Origin of the sequence: Archangium lansingense, from assembly GCF_026626635.1 — a bacterium.
GTDB classification, from domain to species: Bacteria; Myxococcota; Myxococcia; order Myxococcales; family Myxococcaceae; genus Archangium; species Archangium lansingense.
Window position 1 is genome coordinate 12,284,658 of record NZ_JAPNKA010000001.1, and the last position, 20,016, is coordinate 12,304,673.

Consider the following 20,016-nt stretch of genomic DNA (forward strand, 5'->3'; position numbering starts at 1 on the left):
CGGGAGGGACACCGCATGGCGCGCATGGACAGCTACGTGGAGTACACGCTGGAGCTACTGGAGCCCCTGGGCCCGGTGCAGGCGCGCGCCATGTTCGGCGGATGGGGCGTGTACTACGGCGGGAGGATGATCGGCCTCATCGTGGAGGACCGGCTCTACCTGAAGACGGACGACACCACGCGCCCCGACTTCGAGGCCGCGGGGGGCGAGCCCTTCGTCTACGACTCGGGCAAGGGCAAGCCCGTCACCATGTCCTACTGGACGCCTCCGGCGGACGCGAGCGACGACGCCCACGCGCTGCTGCCCTGGGCCCGCCGCGCGGTGGACGCCGCCCTGCGGGCCGCGCAGAAGAAGCCCGCAGCGAAGAAGAAATCCGCCCCGGAGAAAGCGAAGACGGCCACGCCGAAGAAGCAGGCTCCAGCGAAGAAGCCCGCGGCAAAGAAGCCCGCGGCGAAGAAGCCCGCGGCGAAGAGGTCCTCGCGGCGCGCATGAAGGTGGCGGCTTGCCTCCATGACGGACAGTGAAGCGTGTCCGGAAATGGGATGGCGTCCCAGGAGCGCACACGGGAAGCGCCGCGCGGCTGGCGGGCGTGCGAGCTGACGCGCCGGGACGAGCGGACGGTAACGACGCGTGGCAGGCTACGGGCCCTCAACCAACCCGAGGGACTCGATGCAACAACGCCTCAAGCCGGCCGTCGCCGCGCTGTCGCTGATGCTTCCGCTCACGTCGCTGGCTGGTGCGAAGGGGGCCGTGCCTCCAGCGCCCGTCGCCGCGAAGAAGGCCGTGGCGGACACCTACCACGGCACGAAGGTGGACGACCCGTACCAGTGGCTCGAGAAGAGCGACGACCCCGAGGTGCGCAAGTGGGTGGACGGGCAGACGGTGCACATGCGCGCGGTGATGGACAAGCTGCCCTCGCGCGATGCCATCCGCGCGCGCATCACCACGCTGCTCTCCCACAAGTCCGCCGCCCACTACGCGATGGTTCAGCGCGGCGGCGTCCTCTTCTCCATGAAGTTCCAGCCGCCCCGGCAGCAGTCCATGCTGGTGGTGCTGCCCTCGATGGACGACACCTCCAGCGCCCGCGTGCTGGTGGACCCGATGGTGTTGGACCCGAGTGGCCACACCACCATCGACTTCTACGTGCCCTCGCTGGACGGGAAGAAGGTGGCGGTGTCGCTGTCGAAGGACGGCACGGAGAGCGGTGACATCACCGTCTACGACGTGGCCACCGGCAAGCCGCTGCCCGGCGAGGTGGTGCCTCGGGTGAACGGCGGCACGGCCGGCGGCAGCCTCACGTGGAACGCGGATGGCACGGGCTTCTTCTACACGCGCTACCCTCGCGGCGAGGAGCGTCCGGCCGAGGACCGCGACTTCTTCCTGCAGGTGTACTTCCACAAGCTCGGCACGACTACGGACAAGGACACGTACGAGCTGGGCAAGGACGCCCCGCGCATCGCCAACTACGACCTCAAGACGTCCAACGACGGCTCGCACGTGCTGGCCATCCTGGGCAACGGCGACGGTGGCGAGTACGCGCTCTACCTGCGCGGGCCTTCGGGCACCTGGACGCAGCTGTCGAAGTTCGAGGACAAGCTCATCAGCGCGGCGTTCGGCATGGATGGCGCGCTCTACGCGCTGTCGCGCAAGGACGCGCCGCGCGGCAAGCTGCTGAGGATTCCGCTCGCCACGCCCGCGCTGGACAAGGCCACCGTCCTCATCCCCGAGGGCCAGGCTTCCATCGCTGGCTTCCGCCCCACCGCCACCCGCGTCTACGTGGTGGAGCAGCTCGGCGGCCCCTCGCGGATGCGCATGGTGGGCCTGGACGGCAAGGAGATTGGCGTAGTGCCCACCCCGCCCGTCTCGTCCGTGGGCACCGGAGTGTACCTGGGCGGTGACGACCTGCTGCTCGGCACCAGCACCTATACCGAGCCGCCCACCCTGTACCGCTACGGGGCGAAGGACGGAAAGCTCACGAAGACGGCGCTGGGCCGCACCTCGCCCGTGGACACCAGCAACGTGGTGGTGGACCGCGTCATGTGCAGCTCGAAGGACGGCACCCAGGTGCCGCTCAACATCCTGCACACGCGCGGCACGAAGCTGAATGGCAACAACCCCACCCTGCTGACCGGCTACGGCGGCTTCAACATCTCCCTGTCCCCGGGCTTCAGCCCGATGAACTTCGCCTTCATCGAGCAGGGGGGCGTGGTGGCCATCGCCAACCTGCGCGGCGGCGCCGAGTTCGGCGAGGAGTGGCACGCCAACGGCTCGCTGACGAAGAAGCAGAACGTCTTCGACGACTTCTACGCCTGCGCGAAGCTGCTGGTGGACCAGAAGTGGACGAAGCCCGAGCGCCTGGCCATCCAGGGTGGCAGCAACGGCGGCCTGCTGATGGGCGCGGCGCTCACCCAGCACCCGGAGATGTACCGCACCGTGCTCGCGCACGTGGGCATCTACGACATGCTGCGCGTGGAGCTGACGCCCAACGGCCAGTTCAACGTCACCGAGTACGGCACGGTGAAGAACCCCGAGCACTTCCAGGCGATGCAGGCCTATTCGCCGTACCACCAGGTGAAGAACGGGGTGAAGTATCCCTCGGTGCTCTTCACGTCGGGCGAGAACGACCCGCGCGTGGACCCGTTCCACTCGCGCAAGATGGTGGCGCGGCTGCAGGAGGCCACGGGCTCCAAGAGGCCGGTGCTGCTGCGCACCAACAACATGGGCCACGGCATGGGCACGCCGCTGGACCAGGAGATCGAAGAAGAGGTGGACGTCTACGCGTTCCTCTTCAACGAGCTGGGCATGAAGTACCGGCCGGTGAACAGCAAGGTGCCGGCCCCCACATCGAAGTAGCCCTGCGCCACTCCGCCCCCTCGCCCCCACTCCTCCCTCTCCCTCTCCCTCCGGGAGAGGGTCGGGGTGAGGGTATCGGGTTCACCGCCCCGAGCCCGTGGACTGTGAACCCGGGGCGGAGTGAACGGACCAGGAGCCGAACCAGCGCCCGCCTCGGGGGTCCTCGGCGCTGGCGACCCCACGCAACTCTCCCTCCACGAGCACCGCTCGCAACTGCAGCGTCGTCTTGAGCAGCGTGGCGTCCGGGAGGGAGAACGACAGCACCTCGCCCTCCACCCGCGGCTCCACATCGGCCTCGAGCGGCGATTGCTGGGGGAACAGGATGCGCACGCGGCCGACGGGCCGCGTCCCCCGAGTGTCCAGAGAGAGCTGGAAGGGCACTGGCGCCATGCCCAATTCAGCCGGGTAGAACGCGAGCGTCCCTTCCCACGTGCCCGCCACTCGCGAGACGTCCAACGGGATGCCGCGCGGCAGGCTCGGGAGCACTGGGGCAGGAGGGGGAGAAGCCACGCTCTCGGGCAACTCGGCGGCGAGCCCCACCTCGGAGCCCACCTGCTGGAGGTATCGCGCGGTGTCCTCCGGGAGCGTCACCATCACCTCGGTGCGCGAGGTATCGAAAGCCGTGTCCATCCAGGGGCGCCCAATGAGGGTGCTCGGCGCGCCCAGGCAGGGCTGGTGGAACAGCGAGGCGTAGAGCACACAGGCCGCCAGGTATGTGCCCGCGGGTCCCGGATGGTGACCGTCCTCCACGTACAGCTCCAGTTCGGGCCGCTCCCGCCGCACCCGCTGCCAGTCCACTCCCACCGGAGACAGCACGCCTCGCTCCTCGCGCGAGAGGCGCGCATAGGCGTACGTGAGGACCTCCTGGGCGGGCATATCCGCCTTGCGTGACCACGTCATGTAGAAGACCGGCCGCGCTCCTGCTGCCGCCACATCCTGGGCAAAGAGGCGGCCGTAGGGAAAGAAGCGATCCTCGGGCGCGTTCATGTGGGCCACTCCGTTGATGCTCAGGTTCCCGAGCAGGCTCTGCTCCTGCAGCACGACGTAGTTCCAGGCCCCGCTGCGGATGAGCGCCCTCGCCTCGGCCCCCTTCCAGTGGGACTCGAGCGTCGCGCCGCCCATGAGCACCGAGCCCGTCTCCAGCCGAGTCCCTGGCGCCAACGCTCGGACGAAGCCCTCGAGCATCGCGGGAAGGTCGTTGTAGTAGGTGTAGCTGTTGCCGATGAAGAGCACGCGCACGGAGCGGCTCGCGTCAGGGCTGGGCGGAGATGACTGCTGGGTGCGCGTACACGTGACACATCCCAGCAGGACGAAGAACCAGCGGACCGGTCGGAACATGGACCGCGATTCTAATGGAGGGACCGTGCATGTCCCCTCTCCCTCCGGGAGAGGGAATATGTCCGCGATCAGGTGCTCGGCTTCTTCTGTTTGCGCAGCTCGTCGTAGAGCGAGACGCGGCCGGCCACCGTGCCCGCCACTGCCTGCTCCAGCGGCCGTAGCAACTGGGGCAGCGGCAGCACCGCCCGCATGCGGCGCCGCACCTCATCTTCCACCAGTGCGCGCAGCACCTCGGACTGCACCCGTGCCATCGGCGGCGGCCACCACGTGGGGGACTCCTCCACCGGCGCATCCTCCGGCCTCACCACCTTCATGTGGTGCACTGCCAGGTCGTAGAAGCTCCGCCGCGCGAATTCGCTGTCCTCGAACGGAAACTCCCCTCCGAGCGCCTTACCCACCGCCAGTCCCGACGTGAACGCCATCTCGTGCCCCGAGATGAAGCCCACGTACTCCCCGCAGAAGTATGTGCGCCGCTTGCCCTGGATGCGGTGCAGCTCCGCCGAGCGCACCGGATGCACCCCGTCACACACCAGGTGCTGCCAGCGCATCGTCTTCACCACCTTCGCCGGATCAATCAGACCCTCGGGCGGGTTGCACGTGGCGAACAAGTCCTCGCCCACCCAGTCCTGCAGCGCCGGCAGGTAGTAGTTGTAATACGCCCGCGTGAAAGGCCCCCGCGCCTCGGACGTCACATACGTGTACGCCGCCCACAGGCTCCGGTCCTCGGGCATCACCCGTGGGTCCGTGTGCAGCACGATGCTCGCCGGCTCGTACTCCACTTCACCCAGCAGGATTGCCTCGTCCGAGGAGGGGTCCTCCAGCAGCTTCAGCGCGACACCCGCTTCCGTGGCCAGCACCACCTGATCAAACCGGTGCACCCCACCGTCCGCGCTCGTCACCGTCACGCCGTCCCGCTCGCGGCGGATGGAGCGCACCCCGCAGCCCGTCCGCACGCTCGAGGCGAAGTGGGCCGCGAGCCGACGTATGTACTCGCGCGAGCCCTGCTTCACCGTGCGCCACGGCGTGGGCCCCGCCAGCGAGTAACCGCTCACGGGCCCGAAGGTTGCCGCCACCATGAACATCGACATCTGCAGCAGGCCGATGCGGGTGACGAAGAGCACCGACAGCAGCGGCGCCACCACCTTGTACTTGAAGTCCTCCGAGTACCCTTCCTTGTCCAGGTACTGCTCCACCGTCAGGGGCATGTACTTCTTCGGGTTCGAGACGAGCTCTGGCAGCGCCTGTTGGAAGCGGTCCACCTCGTCCCGCATGGACTCCCAGAACGCCGAGTCCCGTCCCGTGCGCCAGTGGCCTCCCTGAAAGTGAATGGACAGCTCCAGACCCGGCCGCATTGGCTGCGTCTCCACGCCCAGCCGCCGGAAGAGCGCCACCAGGTTCGGGTACACCCAGTCGTGGTAGATGAGGAACCCGATGTCCACCGGCACCGTGCGGCCCCCGCGCGTCACCTCCACGGTGTACGCGTGGCCTCCCAACACGGGCGACTCCTCGAAGAGCGTCACCTCGTGCTGACGGTGCAGGCTGTAGGCGGCCCCCAATCCCGCGATGCCGCCCCCGACGATGGCCACCTTCATGCCGCCTGCTCCTCCGTCACCGGCTGAAGGCCGCGCTCCAGGTACGCACGCTTCGCCGCCTGCCGCTGAATCTTGCCGCTGGACGTCTTGGGCACGCTGCCCGGCTTGAGGAACACCAGGTCATGCAGCCGCAGCTGGTAGGCCTCGTTGACGGCCTGGCGCACCGTGGCCGTCGCCGCCTCGAGGTCCAGAACCGCCCCCCCCTGCTGCTGCCGCGTGTCCACCTCTGCCACCACCACCAGCCGCTCCTCGCCCTCCACCTCCACCGAGAAGGCCGCGCCACACCCCGGCCGCACCGCCGGCAGCGCCGCCTCCACCGTCCACTCGATGTCCTGCGGATAGTGGTTCTGCCCACCGATGATGATGAGGTCCTTCTTCCGGCCGGTGATGTACAGCAGCCCGTCCCGGATGAAGCCCAGGTCTCCCGTGCGCAGCCACTGGCGCGAGTCATCCCCACGGATGCGCGCACGGAACGTCTCCTCGGACAGCTCCGGCTTGCGCCAGTAGCCCTGTGCCACGCTCGGGCCGTATACCCAGATCTCCCCCACGCGCCCGTCCGGCAGCGCATCGCGAGACTCGGGTCCACGATGGCCAGGCCGTAACCCTCTTCGGACTCGCCACAGGAGACGATCTCCGCGGCGTTGGCATCGCCCGCGGGCAGCGGCAGCACCCGGTCCTCCTTGAGCGCCTCCTTGTCCACGCTCAGCGTCACCACACCCCGCCCCTGCGGGCCCGGAGCCTTGAGCGTCACTTCCGCCAGGCCGAACACGGGGAAGAGTGCCGAGGGGGAGAAGCCCCGCGGAGAGAACGTCTCGATGAAGCGCCGCATGGTGCCCGCGCGCACGGGCTCAGCGCCGCAGTAGGCGCTGCGCCACGAGGACAAGTCCAACGCAGCCAGGGCCTCGGGCGTCGCCTTGCGCACGCACAGCTCGTAGCCGAAGTTGGGTCCGCCCGAGTGCGTCACCTTGAAGGCAGACACCGCCTGCAGCCAGCGCAGCGGGTGCTTGAGGAAGTCCGCCGGGGACATCAGGTACACCGGGTAGCCCGAATAGAAGCCCTCCAGCAGCCCATCCACCAGGCCCATGTCGTGGAAGGACGGCAGCCACGTCACCGAGCACGAGTCCTCACCCAGCGCCACGCTGCCACGGATGTGCGCGAGGTTCGCCAGCAGGTTGCCATGGCTCACCATCACCCCCTTGGGCGACGAGGTGGAGCCCGAGGTGTACTGGAGGAAGGCGAGCTGCTCGCTCCGCGCGCTGGCCGGCGACTCCAGCGGCGCCACGCCCAGGTCCGCTTGATCCGTGGCCAGCCACGTCAGCTCGCCCAGTCCGGGCACCTGCTCGGCGAAGGCGGCCGCCATGGCGCAGATCTCCGCGGTGGACAGCACCACCTTGGGACGACAGTCCGCGATGATGCCGAGCAACCGGCCCAAGGTGCGCTCCAGGCGGGTGGGGTCCGGCGGGTAGGCCGGCACCGCCACCGTGCCCGCGTAGAGACAGCCCAGGAAGGCCTCCACGTACTCAGCGCTCTGGGGATAGAGCAGCAGGGCGCGATCGCCCTCCACCCCATGGGACTTCAGCAGCGCGGCGATGGTGCGGGCTCGCTGGTCCAGTCCCGCGAAGGAGTGCGCCTTACGCTCCTCGGTGCCGCGGGCGATGAAGGTGAGGGCCCTGCGCTCCGGGTGACGCTCGGCGCGGCGGTGAAGAATTTGGGCGAGCGAGGTCGCGCCCGAGATGCAGTCAGAAGCCATGGGGGAGGTGCTCCAGGTCGGGGGTAGGGATTCTGGGTTGCGCATGCTCCCTCTCCCTTTGGGAGAGGGGACATCCGCGGGTCCTCGGGATGACGTCCAGGAAGTTCAGGAACGCTCGGGGAGGGGCGTGCCGTCGTTGCCGTCTGCGATGCCGGTGGCGTTGGCGTACTCCTCGTCTCCGGCGATGGGACGCACCGCCTTGCCATCGGCGAGCTGCTGCCGGAAGCGAGGCACCGCGTCCACGTAGGAGGTGACCACCCCCACCGCGTGCAACAGGCGGATGAAGAGGAAGGACATGTCCACCTGCGCCGGGACGAGCTGCAGGTTCGCCGAGCGGGGGAACTTGTGGTGGTTGTTGTGCCACTCGGAGGCGAGGAGGCCGTAGAAAACCTGGTTGAGGGCCAGGGTCCGATCGTCGAACTCCCAGCCCTGAATCTTCGCCCGTGGCCGCCGGCCACCGTGGCCGAGGTAGTTGAAGTCGCGGATCAGGAAGGTGACGAAGAAGACCGCCGCGTACCAGGCCAGCACGCACGGCACGCCGCCCACCACGTATGCCAATCCGCTCCAGAACACCTGCGCGAAGATCGTGCGCACCGCCAGGTGCCCGGCATGCTCCACCGTGCCCGTGCGCCGGAACTGCTCGTACGTACTGACGGGGAAGCCGATGTGGTTCACCGTCTTCGCCACGTGCTCGTACTGCTCCGGCGCCATGTCGGTGTTGAACTTCGCCACCGACTCGATGGCCAGGTAGCTGCCAATGCGTCCCAGGTGGGGGCCGTACGGGTCCCCTACCCTGTCCGAGCGCTGGTGGTGCACCCGGTGCGGAATCGCATAGGTGTCCTCGCGGACGGTCATGCCGTTGAGCCATAGGAAGACGCGCGCCAGCCACGGGCTGCGGAAATCGAAGGCCTTGTGCGAGCAATAGCGGTGCAGCCACGCGGTGTGCGTCACCGTGGCCAGGAAGAAGGCGGACACGGAGAAGTACAGCGCACTCTTCAACGACAGGTGCCAGCCCACCAGGGCCACCAGGCTCCCCAGCGTTGCCAGGTGGAAGGCGACATGCAGCGCCGACGGCAGCCGCCGCGCGTCGGCGAAGAAGTTCACCGCGCTCCACCACTCGCGCAGCGCCTCGCCCACCGTGGGCTCCTTCGGCTTGCCGTCCGGCGTGGTCCACCCGAAGACGGGCTCCTGAAGGACCCAGCCCGCCTTGTTGGCTACGGGCGAGGACGGCTCGTGCGCCTCGGGACTCAGCCGCCGAGCCGCCTCAGCCATTGGACCAGCCCTCGCGCCAGCTCACGATGCGGGCACCGCACACCTTCTCGAACTTGCGCTTCATCTGCAGCACGGTGGTGAAGTCGTTCTCCACCGCCACCGGCAGCTCGCACACGTGCCAGCCGTAGTGCTTGAAATTGCTCGCCGCGCGCAGCACCTCGGGCTTCAGCTCCGGCTGGCGCTCCAGCAACTTGGTGAGAATCTGGTAGCCGCCTTCCGCGTGGCGGAACTCGTCCACGGAGATGAAGCCGAGCAGCTTCGCCAGCACCTTGTCCTTGCACTGTGCGCCGAGCTGCCGGGCGAAGTAGCCCGCCGCGTGCTCGGACCAGATGAAGTTCACCAGCTCCTGGACGGTGTCCTCGGGCTTGTAGTTGACGTGCTCGATGTTGCGCTCACGGATCTCCACCAACTCTTCGTCGGTGATGCGCGGCTCGAAGCCCACCAGGTCCAGGTAGCGCCGCAGGCTCCAGAAGTGCCGGAAGCCCTCGAAGCACTCCACCTGGAACACCGAGGTGGCGTCCACGTCCTGATAGAGCAGCTTGATGAGCGAGACGGTGCCCAGGGCGTGGTAGGACTCGATGAGCGCCGTGCGCCGCACCTTATCCAGGATGTCCGGCTGGCTCAGCGCGGCCTCCCGGTCAATCTCCCCCCAGGGGATGTCCTTCTCCACGTTCCAACGCGACTCCGACTTGGCGCCGAAGAAGTCGTAGTAGTAGCGCTCCGTCGTCATACCGCTCCTCGATTCGGTGAGGGTGCGAACTCCGAGGCGGGAATCACCTCGCGCCACGCTGCGGGGTCCACCCCGTGGTAGGCGGTGAAGGCGGCCACCCAGCGCTCCAGGCCAAAGGCAATGCAGCCCGTGCTGGCCAGCTGGCCGTCCGGCAGGGTGAGACCGAAGGTGCGGGAGAACGAGTCCCCGTGCAGGTTGAAGGATGCGATGGCCAGATCGCCCCCCTTCTGCCCGGTGACATCCACCAGCAGCTCATACTTGAGCGACTGCGCCCGCTGCAGCAGCGTGCGCGCCCGGCCCTCCACCGCTCCGAAGAACGGGTCGGACGCCACGTCGATGCGCCCGGTAAGGCCGTGCGACTTCGCGAACTCCACCACCTCCAGCAGCAGCTTCTCGCGCATGCTGGCGATGGGCGCCTCGGGCCCCAGCAGGACGATCTCCCGCATGGTGAACTCCCACTGCCGGCGCAGCGGGGCGAACTCCCCGTGCTCGTAGCGGAAGCACCGGCCCTGCGTGGTGAGCACCAGGGGCTCGCCGGTGATGGCGCGGTCCTGCAGCTCCGCGTAGCAGTGGTAGCAGACGGCGCCGGACAGCACCGCGCCCGCCGAGCGCACCCGGGAGGCCGCCGACTCCTCGACGCGCTGGCCACCCTTCACCGCGTCCACGAACTGGCGCATGGGCGTGGCGTCCCGGTCCAGGCACATGGCGAAGGTGGCGTGGTGCGGGAAGGACTTGAAGTAGTCCGTCCGCTCCATCACGGAGATGGGCATCAGCGTGGGGTACTGGCGCTCGGAGGCGCCGTACTTGAACGCCAGCTCGAGGAACTTGCGCTCGAAGTAGCGGAACAGCCACAGCGCGGGGCCGGACATGCCCAGCGTGCCGTTGTCGTAGGAGCGCAGGTCTCCCCGCTCCAGCAATTGGCCGATGGTCTCGGGCCGGGGCGAACGCCCGGAGCCAAAGGCCAGGCTCTTCGGGTCTACCGTCAGCGCGCTCATGCCTTCGCCTCTCCACCCGCGGGGCAGAACGTGTCGGCGATGATCCGCGGCGTGCGGAAGAAGTTCATCGTCAACTTGTCCTCGGGAACTTCGATGGAGAGCTCGCTCTCGATGAAGCCCATCAGGTCAATGATGCGCATGGAGTTGATGAGCCGGTTCTCGAACAACGCGGTGTCCCGGCCGATGTCCGCGGTGATGCCGTTCTCCACGCACAGCTTGCGAATGAAGGTGAGCAGCCGCTCCTCGAACTGATTCCTGTCCATGAGTCTGTCCCTCGTCAGATGCGGTTACGACCCCAATCGGTGGCCACGCAGTGGCGCAGCACGTCGCGCAGCAACTGCTTCGCGGGCGGCGGCTTCACCCGCTCGCCGAGCAACGCGTGCACGGGCCTGGCGTCAAACACCTGGCTCGCCAGCAGGTGCCCGTACATGGTGTCCCCGAGGCGGATGACCTCGTGGGACTGCTTGTTCTGGGTCTGCAGTAGCGTGCGCCGCAGCAGCGTGTACGTGTCCTCGTCCACCACGTCCGGCGGGAGGAAGACGCCCTGGGCCCAGCGCCGCTCCGTCTCCGCGGACACCTCGGTCATGGTGTCGATGAAGTCCTGCAGCCGCAGGCCCTCGTCGCCGTTACCGATGTGGAAGGTGCGTCCCGGCTGGTAGTGCTCCAGGAAGAGCGTGAGCAAAGCGGCGGCCGCGTAGTCGTTGGAGGACAAGTCCATCCGCGAGTCCGGCGTGCCCGGAAACGCGCCCACGTGCCCCTGGTAGAAGAGCCGCATGAGCGAGTGCATGGAGTTGTACCGCGTCACCTCGCCGTCATCCCGGCCGATGAGGTAGGCCAGCCGGTACATGGCGATGGGCAGCTCCTTCATCAGCCCGCGCACGAGGTGCTCCGCCTCGTACTTGCTCTGCTCGTACGGGTTGACGAAGTCCGCCTCGTGCACCTCATCCGTCTCCAGGAAACGGCCCGGGCGCTTGCCCGCGACGAAGAGGGTGCTCACGTAGCCGGCGCGCTCCAGCCTACGGAAGGTGCGCACCACCTCGAAGACATGGCGGGTGCCGTCCACGTTGGCCTGCCGCGCCTCCGGCAGGGGCGCGTCCAGCTCGACGTTGGCCGCCGAGTGGATGACGTGCGTCACCTCACTGGCCAGCCGCGCCGCATCCTCGGGTGACAGCCCCAGCCCTGGCTGAGTGATGTCACCCAGCACGGGGATGAACTGGCCCTCGGGCGGGCGCGCCGAGACATCCGGCCATAGCTTCGCCGCCAGCTTCGACCAGCGGGCCTTGAGCACCACGGACGAAGGGGCCCGGATGAGCGCATACACCCGCGCCTTCGGCGTGTTGCGGGCAATCCAGCGCGCCATTTCCATACCGACGGCGCCGGTGACTCCGGTGAGAAACAGATGCATGAGGGGGGAACCTCTGGGGGGAACTCCGGGGGGAGAGAGGCGAACCCGGGCGGAACTAGATCTGCACGATGCTGCAGCCCCAGTGGGCGCCGAGCCCGAAGGAGAACATCATCACGTGGTCGCCCTTCTTCACCAGACCGCGATCGATGACGTCCTTGAGGTTGATCCAATTGTCCGCCGCAACTGAGTGACCCTTGGGGCGGATGTTCTCCGTGTAGATCTTCTCCAGCGGAATGCCGGTGAACTTGCTGAGGATCTCCCAGCTGCGCAGGCTGACGTTGTGAGGGATGAGGAGCTTGATGTCCTCACGCGCCAGGCCGCTGGCCTTGAAGGTCTTCTCCAGAATGCGCTTGCCGGTGGGGAAGTAGGCGGCGAGCAGCTCGTTCTGGTGGCCGTCCGGGTCCCAGTAATAGCCGCGGGTGAGCGTGTGGTACGTCTTGAGTCGCAAGCCCTCGGGGTTGCGAGACAACAGCACCGCGCACGCCGAGTCGCTGCAGACGTTGTAGACCACCTCGCGCTTGATGCCGTCGGGGAAGACGTCCGCGTTGACGCACAGGGCGTACTTCAAGTCCTCCATCTCCATGACGGCATGGGCCAGCCACACCGCATGGGACAGGGACACACAGCCCAGCTCGCTCAGGCCCACCGTGCGCGCGTTGGACAGGCCCAGCTCGTCCTGGAGGCGCGTGCTGGAGAAGCGGAACAACCCCAGGTGCGCATTCTCCCCGGTGGGGAACTCGGCGAGCGACTCTCCGCGCGGCACCAGCGAGCTGGTGGGCAGCACGCTGGCATTGATGAGCAACCCCACCTCTAGAGGATCCACCCCGTGGCGCTCCAGCAGCGCCTTGAGGGTGGTGGAGGCGAGCTGCGTGGCCGGCACGTTGGACACCCGGCAGTCGCCGAAGCCGAAGTCACGCATCGTCTCGGGCGTGCTGACGAGGCGCCCTTCCGCCGCGAGCTGCTCGAGGCCGACCTGCCGCTCGGGCAGCGTGTAGTGAATGCCGTGGATACGGATAGAGGAGGAGGGATTCATGAGCGCACGACGGCCAGCAGGTGGTTGCGGAGGGTCAGGAAAGTGAAGGAGAGCTCGCGCTCATAAGGAGGAGCGAGCCGGAGCACGCCCTCACCCAGCTCGGGCACCAGATGACGCAGCGGCACATGCCGGGGTGGGCGGACGGCCTTGTAGAGCGCCTCTTTCAGCACCCACAGCTTCAAGGCCAGCTCCGGCTCCTGCTCGCAGCGAGTCCGCTCAGCGGGTGTGAGGAAGAAGTGCCACAGGCGCTCCTCCACGGGGGCCACGGACTCTACGTCCACCCCGACCCGCCCCTCTGCCGTAACGGCCACCACCGACAGTGCGCGCGCATGGCTGAGTGACACCTCCAGGGACCCGAAACCCGCCTGCAAGTGCAACTGTGGCACACCTTGGGGATCCGGCAACACCTCCACCTGGCGCGCCAGACACTCTGGGCCGAGCAGCTCCCGGACCACCTGCTTGCACACGTGACGTCCGCGTAACCATTCGGGCTGGCGCTGGGGCAGTACCATCTGGTCGAGGAACACCTGCTCCCTGGGTGACAGGAAGTACTTGAGGAGGGGGCCATCCAGCCGCTCCTCCAACACGCCAACGCCCACCCCACCCCACGAAAGGAACGTGAACCCCTCCGGATGAGCGATCGCCGTGCGCTGCATCACCCCAGAGTCCATACTTAGTGTGTAAAGTAGACCTGCCCGGTAATCAAGGGAGCACCGACTTTTCAATCAAGACGGAGAGCACAGAGTGGCTGAGAACAACATCTTCGCCCGCATCGTTCGCGGTGAGATTCCCTGTCACAAGGTCTGGGAGGACGACAAGCACCTGGCCTTCCTCGACATCCGGCCGGTGAAGCCCGGACACACGCTGGTGATTCCGAAGGCGGACGGGGACTACCTGTTCGACCTGGAGCCGCAACGGTACGTGGAGCTGATGCAGGCGGTGCGCACGGTGGCGCAGTTGCTCAAGGAGCGCACCGGGTGCAAGCGCGTGGTGGAGGTGGTGCTGGGCTACGAGGTGCCGCATGCCCACGTGCACCTGATTCCCACCGACTCCATGGCGGATCTGCCCCCCATCGTGGGCACGCCGACGGAGCAGTCCGAGCTGGCGGCCATGGCGACGCGCCTGCGTCAGGGCACGGGCAAGTGAGCGCGAGGACGTCTGAGGACATTCAGCGCTGGCTGGTGGAGAGAGTGGCGGGCTTCCTGGAGCTGACGCCCGCGGACATCGACGTGCGCGCGCCCTTCCAGCACTACGGGCTGGACTCCATGGAGCAGCTGCGCGTCATCGGAGAGTTGGAGACTTGGCTGCAGCGGGAGCTCGACGAGACGCTGCTGCGGCAGTACCCCACCATCGAGTCAGTGGCGGCCTTCCTGGCGAAGGCCGCCTGAGGTACGGGGGCTCTGGCACCCGAGAGGTGCCGGAGCCCGCCGGGCCCTCGTGAAACTCAGGCCGCGCGCTCGCCGCTCTTCTCGGCCTCGGCGTACAGCGCGTCCACGGCCTCGCCGAACTTCTTGAGCACGTTGCGCCGCTTGAGCTTGAGCGAGGGCGTCAGCATGTCGTTGGCGGTGGTGAAGTCTTCGCTGATGAGCAGGAAGCGCTGGGGCTTCTCGTAGCCCTTGGCCTCCTTGCAGAACTGGTTGATCTGCTCGCGGTAGAGCTGCTGCACCTCTTCACGCTTGAGCAGCTCGGGGATGGAGCTGATGTCGAGCCCCTTCTCGGTGGCCCACTTCTTCAGCGACTCCATGTCCGGGACGATGATGGCCACGTTGAAGGGCTTGTTCTGCCCGTGCAGCATCACGTTGGTGATGAAGGGCGAGAGCTGCAGCCCCTGCTCGATGGGCACCGGCACCACGTACTTGCCGTTCTCCAGCTTGTACTGCTCCTTGATGCGGCCGGTAATCCAGACGTAGCCGTCGTCATCGAGCACGCCCATGTCACCGGTCTTGAAGCCGCTGTCGGCGGTGAAGACCTTCGCGTTCTCGTCGGGCAGGTTGTAGTAGCCCATCATCACGTTGTGGCCGTAGACGACGATCTCCCCCTGCTTGGGGTCGCCCGTCTCGGAGCGGTCGATGACGACGCGCGTGCCGGGGACGGCCTTGCCCACCGAGCCGATCTTCCGGTTGTTGGGGTAGTTGGCGGTGGCGATGGGGGACGTCTCGGTGAGGCCGTAGCCCTCGTAGACGGTGATGCCGAGGTTGTCGATGAACTCCGCCACCTCGCGCGAGATGGCCGCCGCGCCGCTGAAGGCGTACTTCAGCCGGCCGCCGAAGCGAGCGCGCACCTTGGAGAAGACGACCTTGTCGAAGAAGCCATGCTGCAGATCCAACAGCACGCTGCTCTGGCCCTTGTCTGACAGGGCCTTGCGCTGCTTGGCCACCTCCAGGCCGCGGTTGAAGAGCATGCGCTTGATGGGCTTCTCCGCGGCCATGCGCTTCTGCAAGCCGTCATAGATGCGGTTGAAGATGCGCGGCACCGAGAAGAGCAGCGTCGGCTGCACCTCGGCGAGGTTGTCGACGATCTTGTCCACGCCCTCGGCGATGCCCATGGAGGCGCCCATGGAGAAGAGGCCGTTGAGCTCCACGTTCTGCCCGAAGGAGTGCGCCCACGGCAGGAAGGACAGCGAGCGGTCCTCCTTGTTCATCGGGAAGAGCTCGTGCATGGCCTGCACGTTGCGCGCGAGGTTGGAGTGGCTGAGCATCACACCCTTGGGGTTGCCGGTGGTGCCCGAGGTGTAGATGAGGCCGGCCAGGTCCGCAGCCTTGGGCTGGGTGACGGGGCTGGGCGTGTCGGCGCCGCGGCGTAGCAAACACGCGAAGGTGTCCGGCTCGGTGGCGGTGCCGGTGAAGCGGATGATGTGCTCGAGCGCGGGAAGCTCCGGCTTGAGCGCCTTGAGCTTGGCCGCGATGGCGTCGGTGGCGGCAAATACCACCTTGGCGCCGCAATCATTGAGGATGTACGCCCACTCCTTGTCGAGCTGCGCCTCGTACATGGGGACGTAAGCGGCCCCCAGCGTGTAACAGGCGTAGGCGCCCACCGCCCACTCGTGACGGTTGTTGGCGATGACCGCCACCCGATCTCCGTGCGTCACGCCGAGCTGGGCCAAACCACCGCGCAGGTCATCCACCATCTGGCCGAACTGGATGTACGTCATCCACGTCCACTGTCCGTTCTTCTTCTCACCGAAGAGCGGCCGTGGGCCGAAGGAAGCAATGCTCTGAAGAAAGACATCGACCAGCGTCTCGAACTTGGGGCTCGTCATCGGGGTTCGGGCTCCTTGGGTTCTGGGAAGTGGGCGGTGGTCCTGGGACCCCCCCTGTGCCTCAGGACCCGGGACGCTACTCCAACTCGGGGCCCTACTGGATGGGTCCGGAAGCGCTTTTCCCCACACCAGTGGTGGAAAAAGAAAGCATGGGTGGGTCACCCGCCGCCCAAGCAAGTGGATGACCCACCGCGTCAAGAATCAGAAGACGCCACCGTTGCAGAGCTTGTTCGGCGTCTTGGAGTTGTTGTTGGGGCTGTTGGTGGTGAAGAGCACCGTGGTGGTGGCACCGGGGCTCAGCAGGCTGGTGGGGTCGGAGTAGTTCCACTTCGTGGTGGTGGTGCGGTTGGCGAAGTAGTCCCAGCGCACCCAGCCGCGGCCGCGGGCGAACCAGAAGCGCTCGGCCTCGGGGCTGTTGTAGTACTGGGCCGAGTTCGGATCGTCGGAGATCCAGTGGTACCGGTCGATGATGACGACGTCGATGGTGCCGAGGCTGCCGCCCATGGCCATGGGCCCCTGGTAGCGCAGGAAGTGGCGCCCGTACGTCCAGGGATCCTGCCGGCCCGTGTAGCGGCAGGTCGTCTTGTCGAACCACTTGATGGTGGTGCTGAAGCTGGTCTCCTGGCCCACCGTCCAGTAGCGGGGCATCCACAGACTGCCGTGCGGGTAGGCGTCATAGGAATTGTTGGGCGAGCCGGGAGGCGCGGTGGTGTCGCGCTCGAGGGCGATGGCGCTGTCGCTGATGCCGAAGCGCTCCCAGAACGTCGTGTTCGTCTGCTTGACGTAATAGAGCTTGTTGATCGGCGCGGACTCGAAGAAGTCCTGCTGGATCTGGTTCGAGTCGGCGGCGAAGTGCAGGGCGTCGCCGTTGTTGAACATGTACTCGATCACCAGGTCATACACCTGGCCGGTGTCGGTGGTGGTCGGGGCGAACCGGGTACCGGCGTGCGCCGCGACAGGGTTGAGTACGGCGCCGAGCATGGTGACCGCTACCGTGGCGGCCATCCGCTTGAGAGACGTCTTCATGTGATTTCCCCAGAGTAAGCCCACGTTCTTCATGAGCATGGTTTTCTCGCCTGATCCTGCTCGTCAGGTGAAGCGGGCGGGCAAACTAGACAAAAAGCCGATAAAGTCAACATCCCAGGATTTTATGTATTTCTCGTAACATTCCGCCGAGGGTTTCGAGGAGATGTTTGTGAATGACGTCTGTCATAAGGCCCCGTAACTCGTCCGGCACAGGGGGGCGCGTGTCCTCTCCGGGTGCGCGACGACTCGCACCGGCTGGATGCGGCCTCCCCCCTTCGACATGCGGGGACCTCCAGGGTATGAGAGGAACCCGCACCATGATCGAGGCCGGCGCGCGCATCGGGGATTACGAGATCTGGGGCCGCATCGGCGGCGGCGGGATGAGCGACGTGTGGCTTGCTCGCCATGTGCTGCTCGCCTCGCCACTGGTGGTGAAGACGCTCAAGCCGCACTTCCAGGCGGACCCCGAGGAGCGCTACCGGCGCATGCTCAACGAGGCCCGGCTGATGGCGCGCGTGCCCAGCCACCGCGTGGTGCGAGCCACCGACGTGCGCATCCACAAGGGAACTCCGCTGCTGGTGCAGGAGTACGTGGACGGCATCGACATGGACGAGGTGGACGTGCGCAGGCGCCGGGCCCTGGGGTACGGGTTGCCCTTGTGGTTCGTCTGCGAGGTGCTCGCTCAAGTGGCCGAAGGGCTCGCCGACGCACACCTCACCGGCATCCTGCACCGCGACCTCAAGCCGTCGAACATCCTCGACTCGCCGGAGCTGGGCACCAAGCTGGGTGACTTCGGCATCGCGGTAGCCAAAAGCGTGGGCCGCGAGCAGGTGGGGGACATCTCCGGCACCGGGCCGTACATGGCCCCCGAGGTGCTGCGCGGGGAGGCGTTCGACCGGCGTGCGGACGTGTTTGGCCTGGGCGCCACCGCCTATCATCTGCGCTACGGTCGGCCTCCCTTCGAGGGGCTCGAGCCCCGGCGCCGCGGCGAGGCGCACCCCGTCTTCCCCACGCCCAGCGGTCCCGAGGAGGCATATTTCCAGCACGTGCTGGCACGCATGCTCGCGCCCCACCCCGAGGCCCGATTCTCTGACGTGGCCCAGGTGCGTCACCTGTTCGATCGGCTGGCCACCACCACGCGCCCGCCGAGTGCCGCCGCGCGCCTGGACGATGGCACCCTGGCCTTCGGCCCCACGCGGATTGTCTGTGAGACCGGAGACCTCGCGCGGGCGCGCGTAGACGGCATTGTGAGCCCGGCCGTTCCCGAGCTGAGCATGAGCGGAGGTGCCGCGGCGGCCCTGCGTGCTCACGGCGGGGAGAGCATCGAGCAGGAGGCGCGCAACTGGGGAGAGCAGCCTCTGGGAGCGTGCATCTCCACGGGAGCGGGGCGGCTCGAGTGCCGGCGGGTGCTGCACGCAGTGAGCGCGTGGGAAGAGGTGAGCTGCATCGGAAGGGCGATGCAGCGGGCGCTGCTCACCGCGGAGGAGGAGGGTTTGAGCTCGCTCGCCGTGCCGGCTCTCGGCACGGGCGCGGGAAGGGTCACCGTCGAGGCGAGCGCACGCGCGGAGGCCTCGGCGCTGCGCTGGCACCTGCTGCTGGGCGGCAGCCGGCTGCGTGAGGTGCGCTTCGTGCTGTACGAGGAGTCCCTGCGCGAGCGATTCCGGGATGTGCTCGAGAGCGTGCTGCTCGACGCGGATGGACCCACGCCCGAGGTGGGTCGGCCCGATCAGCCGGTGGCGGCAGCTCCCGACGACAGGACGTATGTGCCCGCCGTCGCGCGCAGCTCCGAGAGATACAGGGGATGACCCTCACCCCCACCCTCTCCCAGAAGGAGAGGGTGTCTCCCGGGTGGCCTCCACCGGTGGGGATTGGAAGACGCGCAGCAGGGCGCGAGCGATCGTCACTGCTTCGGCTGCGACGCCACCACCTGAGGCTGGGGGAGCCTGGAGAAGACCGTGCCCGCGGCTCGGGGCGTGATGCGTTGATAGCGGGCATAGGCGTCCACCAGCGCGGTGCGAAGGAGTCCCGCCTCGGTGGGCCCATGCCTCGCAACCGTCGCCGCCAGCGCCTCGAGGAGGTAGGCCTCCGGTGCCATCATGGTCCGGGTGAGTACGACCGGCCGAGCCCCGAGGGACTGCAGCACCGGCCCGAAGTACTGCTCGCTCATGCAGGCCAGCACCGCGACGGGCCGCGGTGTGGCACCCGGGAGGGCCCGGAGCTCGGGCGGAGCCCGGTCCATGAGCCGGTCGTGCCCGGCCCAGACCACGAGGTCCGCTGAGCTCCCGCCAGCGGCCGCGCGCAGGAAGTCTTCCAGGGCGTCATCGATCCGATCTCCGGAGTAGGCCCGGAGTGAGAGCCGGACAAGCCGCTCTCCCTTCGTGGCCGCCCGCTCGATGACGAGCTCGCGCAGTACCCCGGAGGCAGGGGGGCCATCGCGCCGGCTTCGAACCCGGAAGCCTGGAGCGCGGGACAGGAACCGCTCCGCACCAAAGGCGGCTCCCCAATAGAGATTCGCCTCCAGGGAACGTGGGTCCCCGGCTCCCCTCCGACCGCAGTCGAGCTGAGCACCGTCGCACAGCGGAACGAAGACCTCGAGCTCGACAGGCTCAGCGGGAGTGGCCGCGAGCAGGGCGATCAATCCAAGGGTGAACACCATGGGAGTCCTCCGAGAGACGACCCTCTTGAACGACCGTGGGCACTCGAGAGTTCCATGAGCGAGGTCCAGCAGGCCGAGCTCCTCGCGCCACCGGCCCGGAGGGCACC

Annotated in this window: 18 protein-coding genes and 1 pseudogene; 5 read left to right on the forward strand and 14 right to left on the reverse strand. The window is 67.5% G+C overall.

Going from position 1 to position 20,016, the window contains the following annotated elements; all coding sequences use genetic code 11:
* Window positions 1-15 precede the first annotated feature (15 nt).
* Both OV287_RS49225 and OV287_RS49230 read left to right on the forward strand, forming a co-directional pair.
* Window positions 16-492, forward strand: coding sequence for a TfoX/Sxy family protein (locus OV287_RS49225; protein ID WP_267541023.1), 477 nt, complete (start codon window positions 16-18; stop codon window positions 490-492).
* A gap of 177 nt (window positions 493-669) precedes the next feature.
* On the forward strand, window positions 670-2,853 hold the full coding sequence (locus OV287_RS49230) for a prolyl oligopeptidase family serine peptidase (RefSeq protein ID WP_267541024.1): 2,184 nt from the start codon (window positions 670-672) through the stop codon (window positions 2,851-2,853).
* 81 nt (window positions 2,854-2,934) lie between these two features.
* On the opposite strand, the gene OV287_RS49235 is transcribed toward OV287_RS49230, so the two are convergent.
* The 11 genes and pseudogenes from OV287_RS49235 to OV287_RS49285 all read right to left on the reverse strand — a co-directional run bounded on the left by OV287_RS49235 (window position 2,935) and on the right by OV287_RS49285 (window position 13,624).
* A complete protein-coding gene (locus OV287_RS49235) occupies window positions 2,935-4,191 on the reverse strand; it encodes an SGNH/GDSL hydrolase family protein (RefSeq protein ID WP_267541025.1) in 1,257 nt (418 codons plus the stop codon).
* A 68-nt stretch (window positions 4,192-4,259) separates the two neighbouring features.
* Window positions 4,260-5,783 carry an FAD-dependent oxidoreductase gene (locus tag OV287_RS49240; RefSeq protein WP_267541026.1) on the reverse strand — a complete coding sequence of 508 codons (1,524 nt, stop codon included), beginning with the start codon at window positions 5,781-5,783 and terminating at the stop codon, window positions 4,260-4,262.
* A complete protein-coding gene (locus OV287_RS56755; RefSeq protein WP_308809851.1) occupies window positions 5,780-6,331 on the reverse strand; it encodes an acyl-CoA synthetase family protein in 552 nt (183 codons plus the stop codon). Before OV287_RS56755 ends, OV287_RS49240 begins: the two co-directional genes overlap by 4 nt.
* A 254-nt stretch (window positions 6,332-6,585) precedes the next feature.
* A pseudogene (locus OV287_RS56760) lies at window positions 6,586-7,578 on the reverse strand (AMP-binding protein); the annotation flags it as partial.
* 60 nt (window positions 7,579-7,638) lie between these two features.
* Complete coding sequence (locus tag OV287_RS49255; protein WP_267541027.1) at window positions 7,639-8,805, reverse strand: fatty acid desaturase family protein; 1,167 nt, start codon at window positions 8,803-8,805, stop codon at window positions 7,639-7,641.
* Window positions 8,798-9,535: a hypothetical protein gene (locus tag OV287_RS49260; RefSeq protein WP_267541028.1), complete on the reverse strand. Its 738-nt coding sequence runs from the start codon at window positions 9,533-9,535 to the stop codon at window positions 8,798-8,800. Before OV287_RS49260 ends, OV287_RS49255 begins: the two co-directional genes overlap by 8 nt.
* Complete coding sequence (locus OV287_RS49265; RefSeq protein ID WP_267541029.1) at window positions 9,532-10,530, reverse strand: class-II aminoacyl-tRNA synthetase family protein; 999 nt, start codon at window positions 10,528-10,530, stop codon at window positions 9,532-9,534. Before OV287_RS49265 ends, OV287_RS49260 begins: the two co-directional genes overlap by 4 nt.
* Window positions 10,527-10,793 carry an acyl carrier protein gene (locus tag OV287_RS49270; protein WP_267541030.1) on the reverse strand — a complete coding sequence of 89 codons (267 nt, stop codon included), beginning with the start codon at window positions 10,791-10,793 and terminating at the stop codon, window positions 10,527-10,529. The genes OV287_RS49265 and OV287_RS49270 overlap by 4 nt, the downstream gene beginning before the upstream one ends.
* A gap of 14 nt (window positions 10,794-10,807) precedes the next feature.
* Window positions 10,808-11,935, reverse strand: a complete 1,128-nt coding sequence (locus tag OV287_RS49275) for an SDR family oxidoreductase (RefSeq protein WP_267541031.1) — start codon at window positions 11,933-11,935, stop codon at window positions 10,808-10,810.
* 55 nt (window positions 11,936-11,990) lie between these two features.
* Entirely contained in the window at window positions 11,991-12,968 is a 978-nt protein-coding gene (locus OV287_RS49280) for a 3-oxoacyl-[acyl-carrier-protein] synthase III C-terminal domain-containing protein (RefSeq protein WP_267541032.1), read from the reverse strand.
* Entirely contained in the window at window positions 12,965-13,624 is a 660-nt protein-coding gene (locus tag OV287_RS49285) for a 4'-phosphopantetheinyl transferase family protein (protein WP_267541033.1), read from the reverse strand. The genes OV287_RS49280 and OV287_RS49285 overlap by 4 nt, the downstream gene beginning before the upstream one ends.
* Window positions 13,625-13,712: 88 nt before the next feature.
* On the opposite strand from OV287_RS49285, the gene OV287_RS49290 reads away from it, so the two are divergent.
* Window positions 13,713-14,114, forward strand: a complete 402-nt coding sequence (locus OV287_RS49290; RefSeq protein WP_267541034.1) for an HIT family protein — start codon at window positions 13,713-13,715, stop codon at window positions 14,112-14,114.
* Window positions 14,111-14,356, forward strand: a complete 246-nt coding sequence (locus tag OV287_RS49295; protein ID WP_267541035.1) for an acyl carrier protein — start codon at window positions 14,111-14,113, stop codon at window positions 14,354-14,356. Before OV287_RS49290 ends, OV287_RS49295 begins: the two co-directional genes overlap by 4 nt.
* A 56-nt stretch (window positions 14,357-14,412) precedes the next feature.
* On the opposite strand, the gene OV287_RS49300 is transcribed toward OV287_RS49295, so the two are convergent.
* Together OV287_RS49300 and OV287_RS49305 are read right to left on the reverse strand one after the other, a co-directional pair.
* On the reverse strand, window positions 14,413-16,227 hold the full coding sequence (locus OV287_RS49300) for an AMP-dependent synthetase/ligase (RefSeq protein ID WP_267541036.1): 1,815 nt from the start codon (window positions 16,225-16,227) through the stop codon (window positions 14,413-14,415).
* 201 nt (window positions 16,228-16,428) lie between these two features.
* Window positions 16,429-17,253 (reverse strand): hypothetical protein, encoded by an 825-nt coding sequence (locus tag OV287_RS49305; protein WP_267541037.1) that lies wholly within the window; start codon window positions 17,251-17,253, stop codon window positions 16,429-16,431.
* Between the two features lie 317 nt (window positions 17,254-17,570).
* On the opposite strand from OV287_RS49305, the gene OV287_RS49310 reads away from it, so the two are divergent.
* Window positions 17,571-19,058: a serine/threonine-protein kinase gene (locus OV287_RS49310; protein ID WP_267541038.1), complete on the forward strand. Its 1,488-nt coding sequence runs from the start codon at window positions 17,571-17,573 to the stop codon at window positions 19,056-19,058.
* Between the two features lie 95 nt (window positions 19,059-19,153).
* Here OV287_RS49310 and OV287_RS49315 read toward each other — a convergent pair whose 3' ends face one another.
* Window positions 19,154-19,909 carry a hypothetical protein gene (locus OV287_RS49315; protein WP_267541039.1) on the reverse strand — a complete coding sequence of 252 codons (756 nt, stop codon included), beginning with the start codon at window positions 19,907-19,909 and terminating at the stop codon, window positions 19,154-19,156.
* Between the last annotated feature and the right edge of the window lie 107 nt (window positions 19,910-20,016).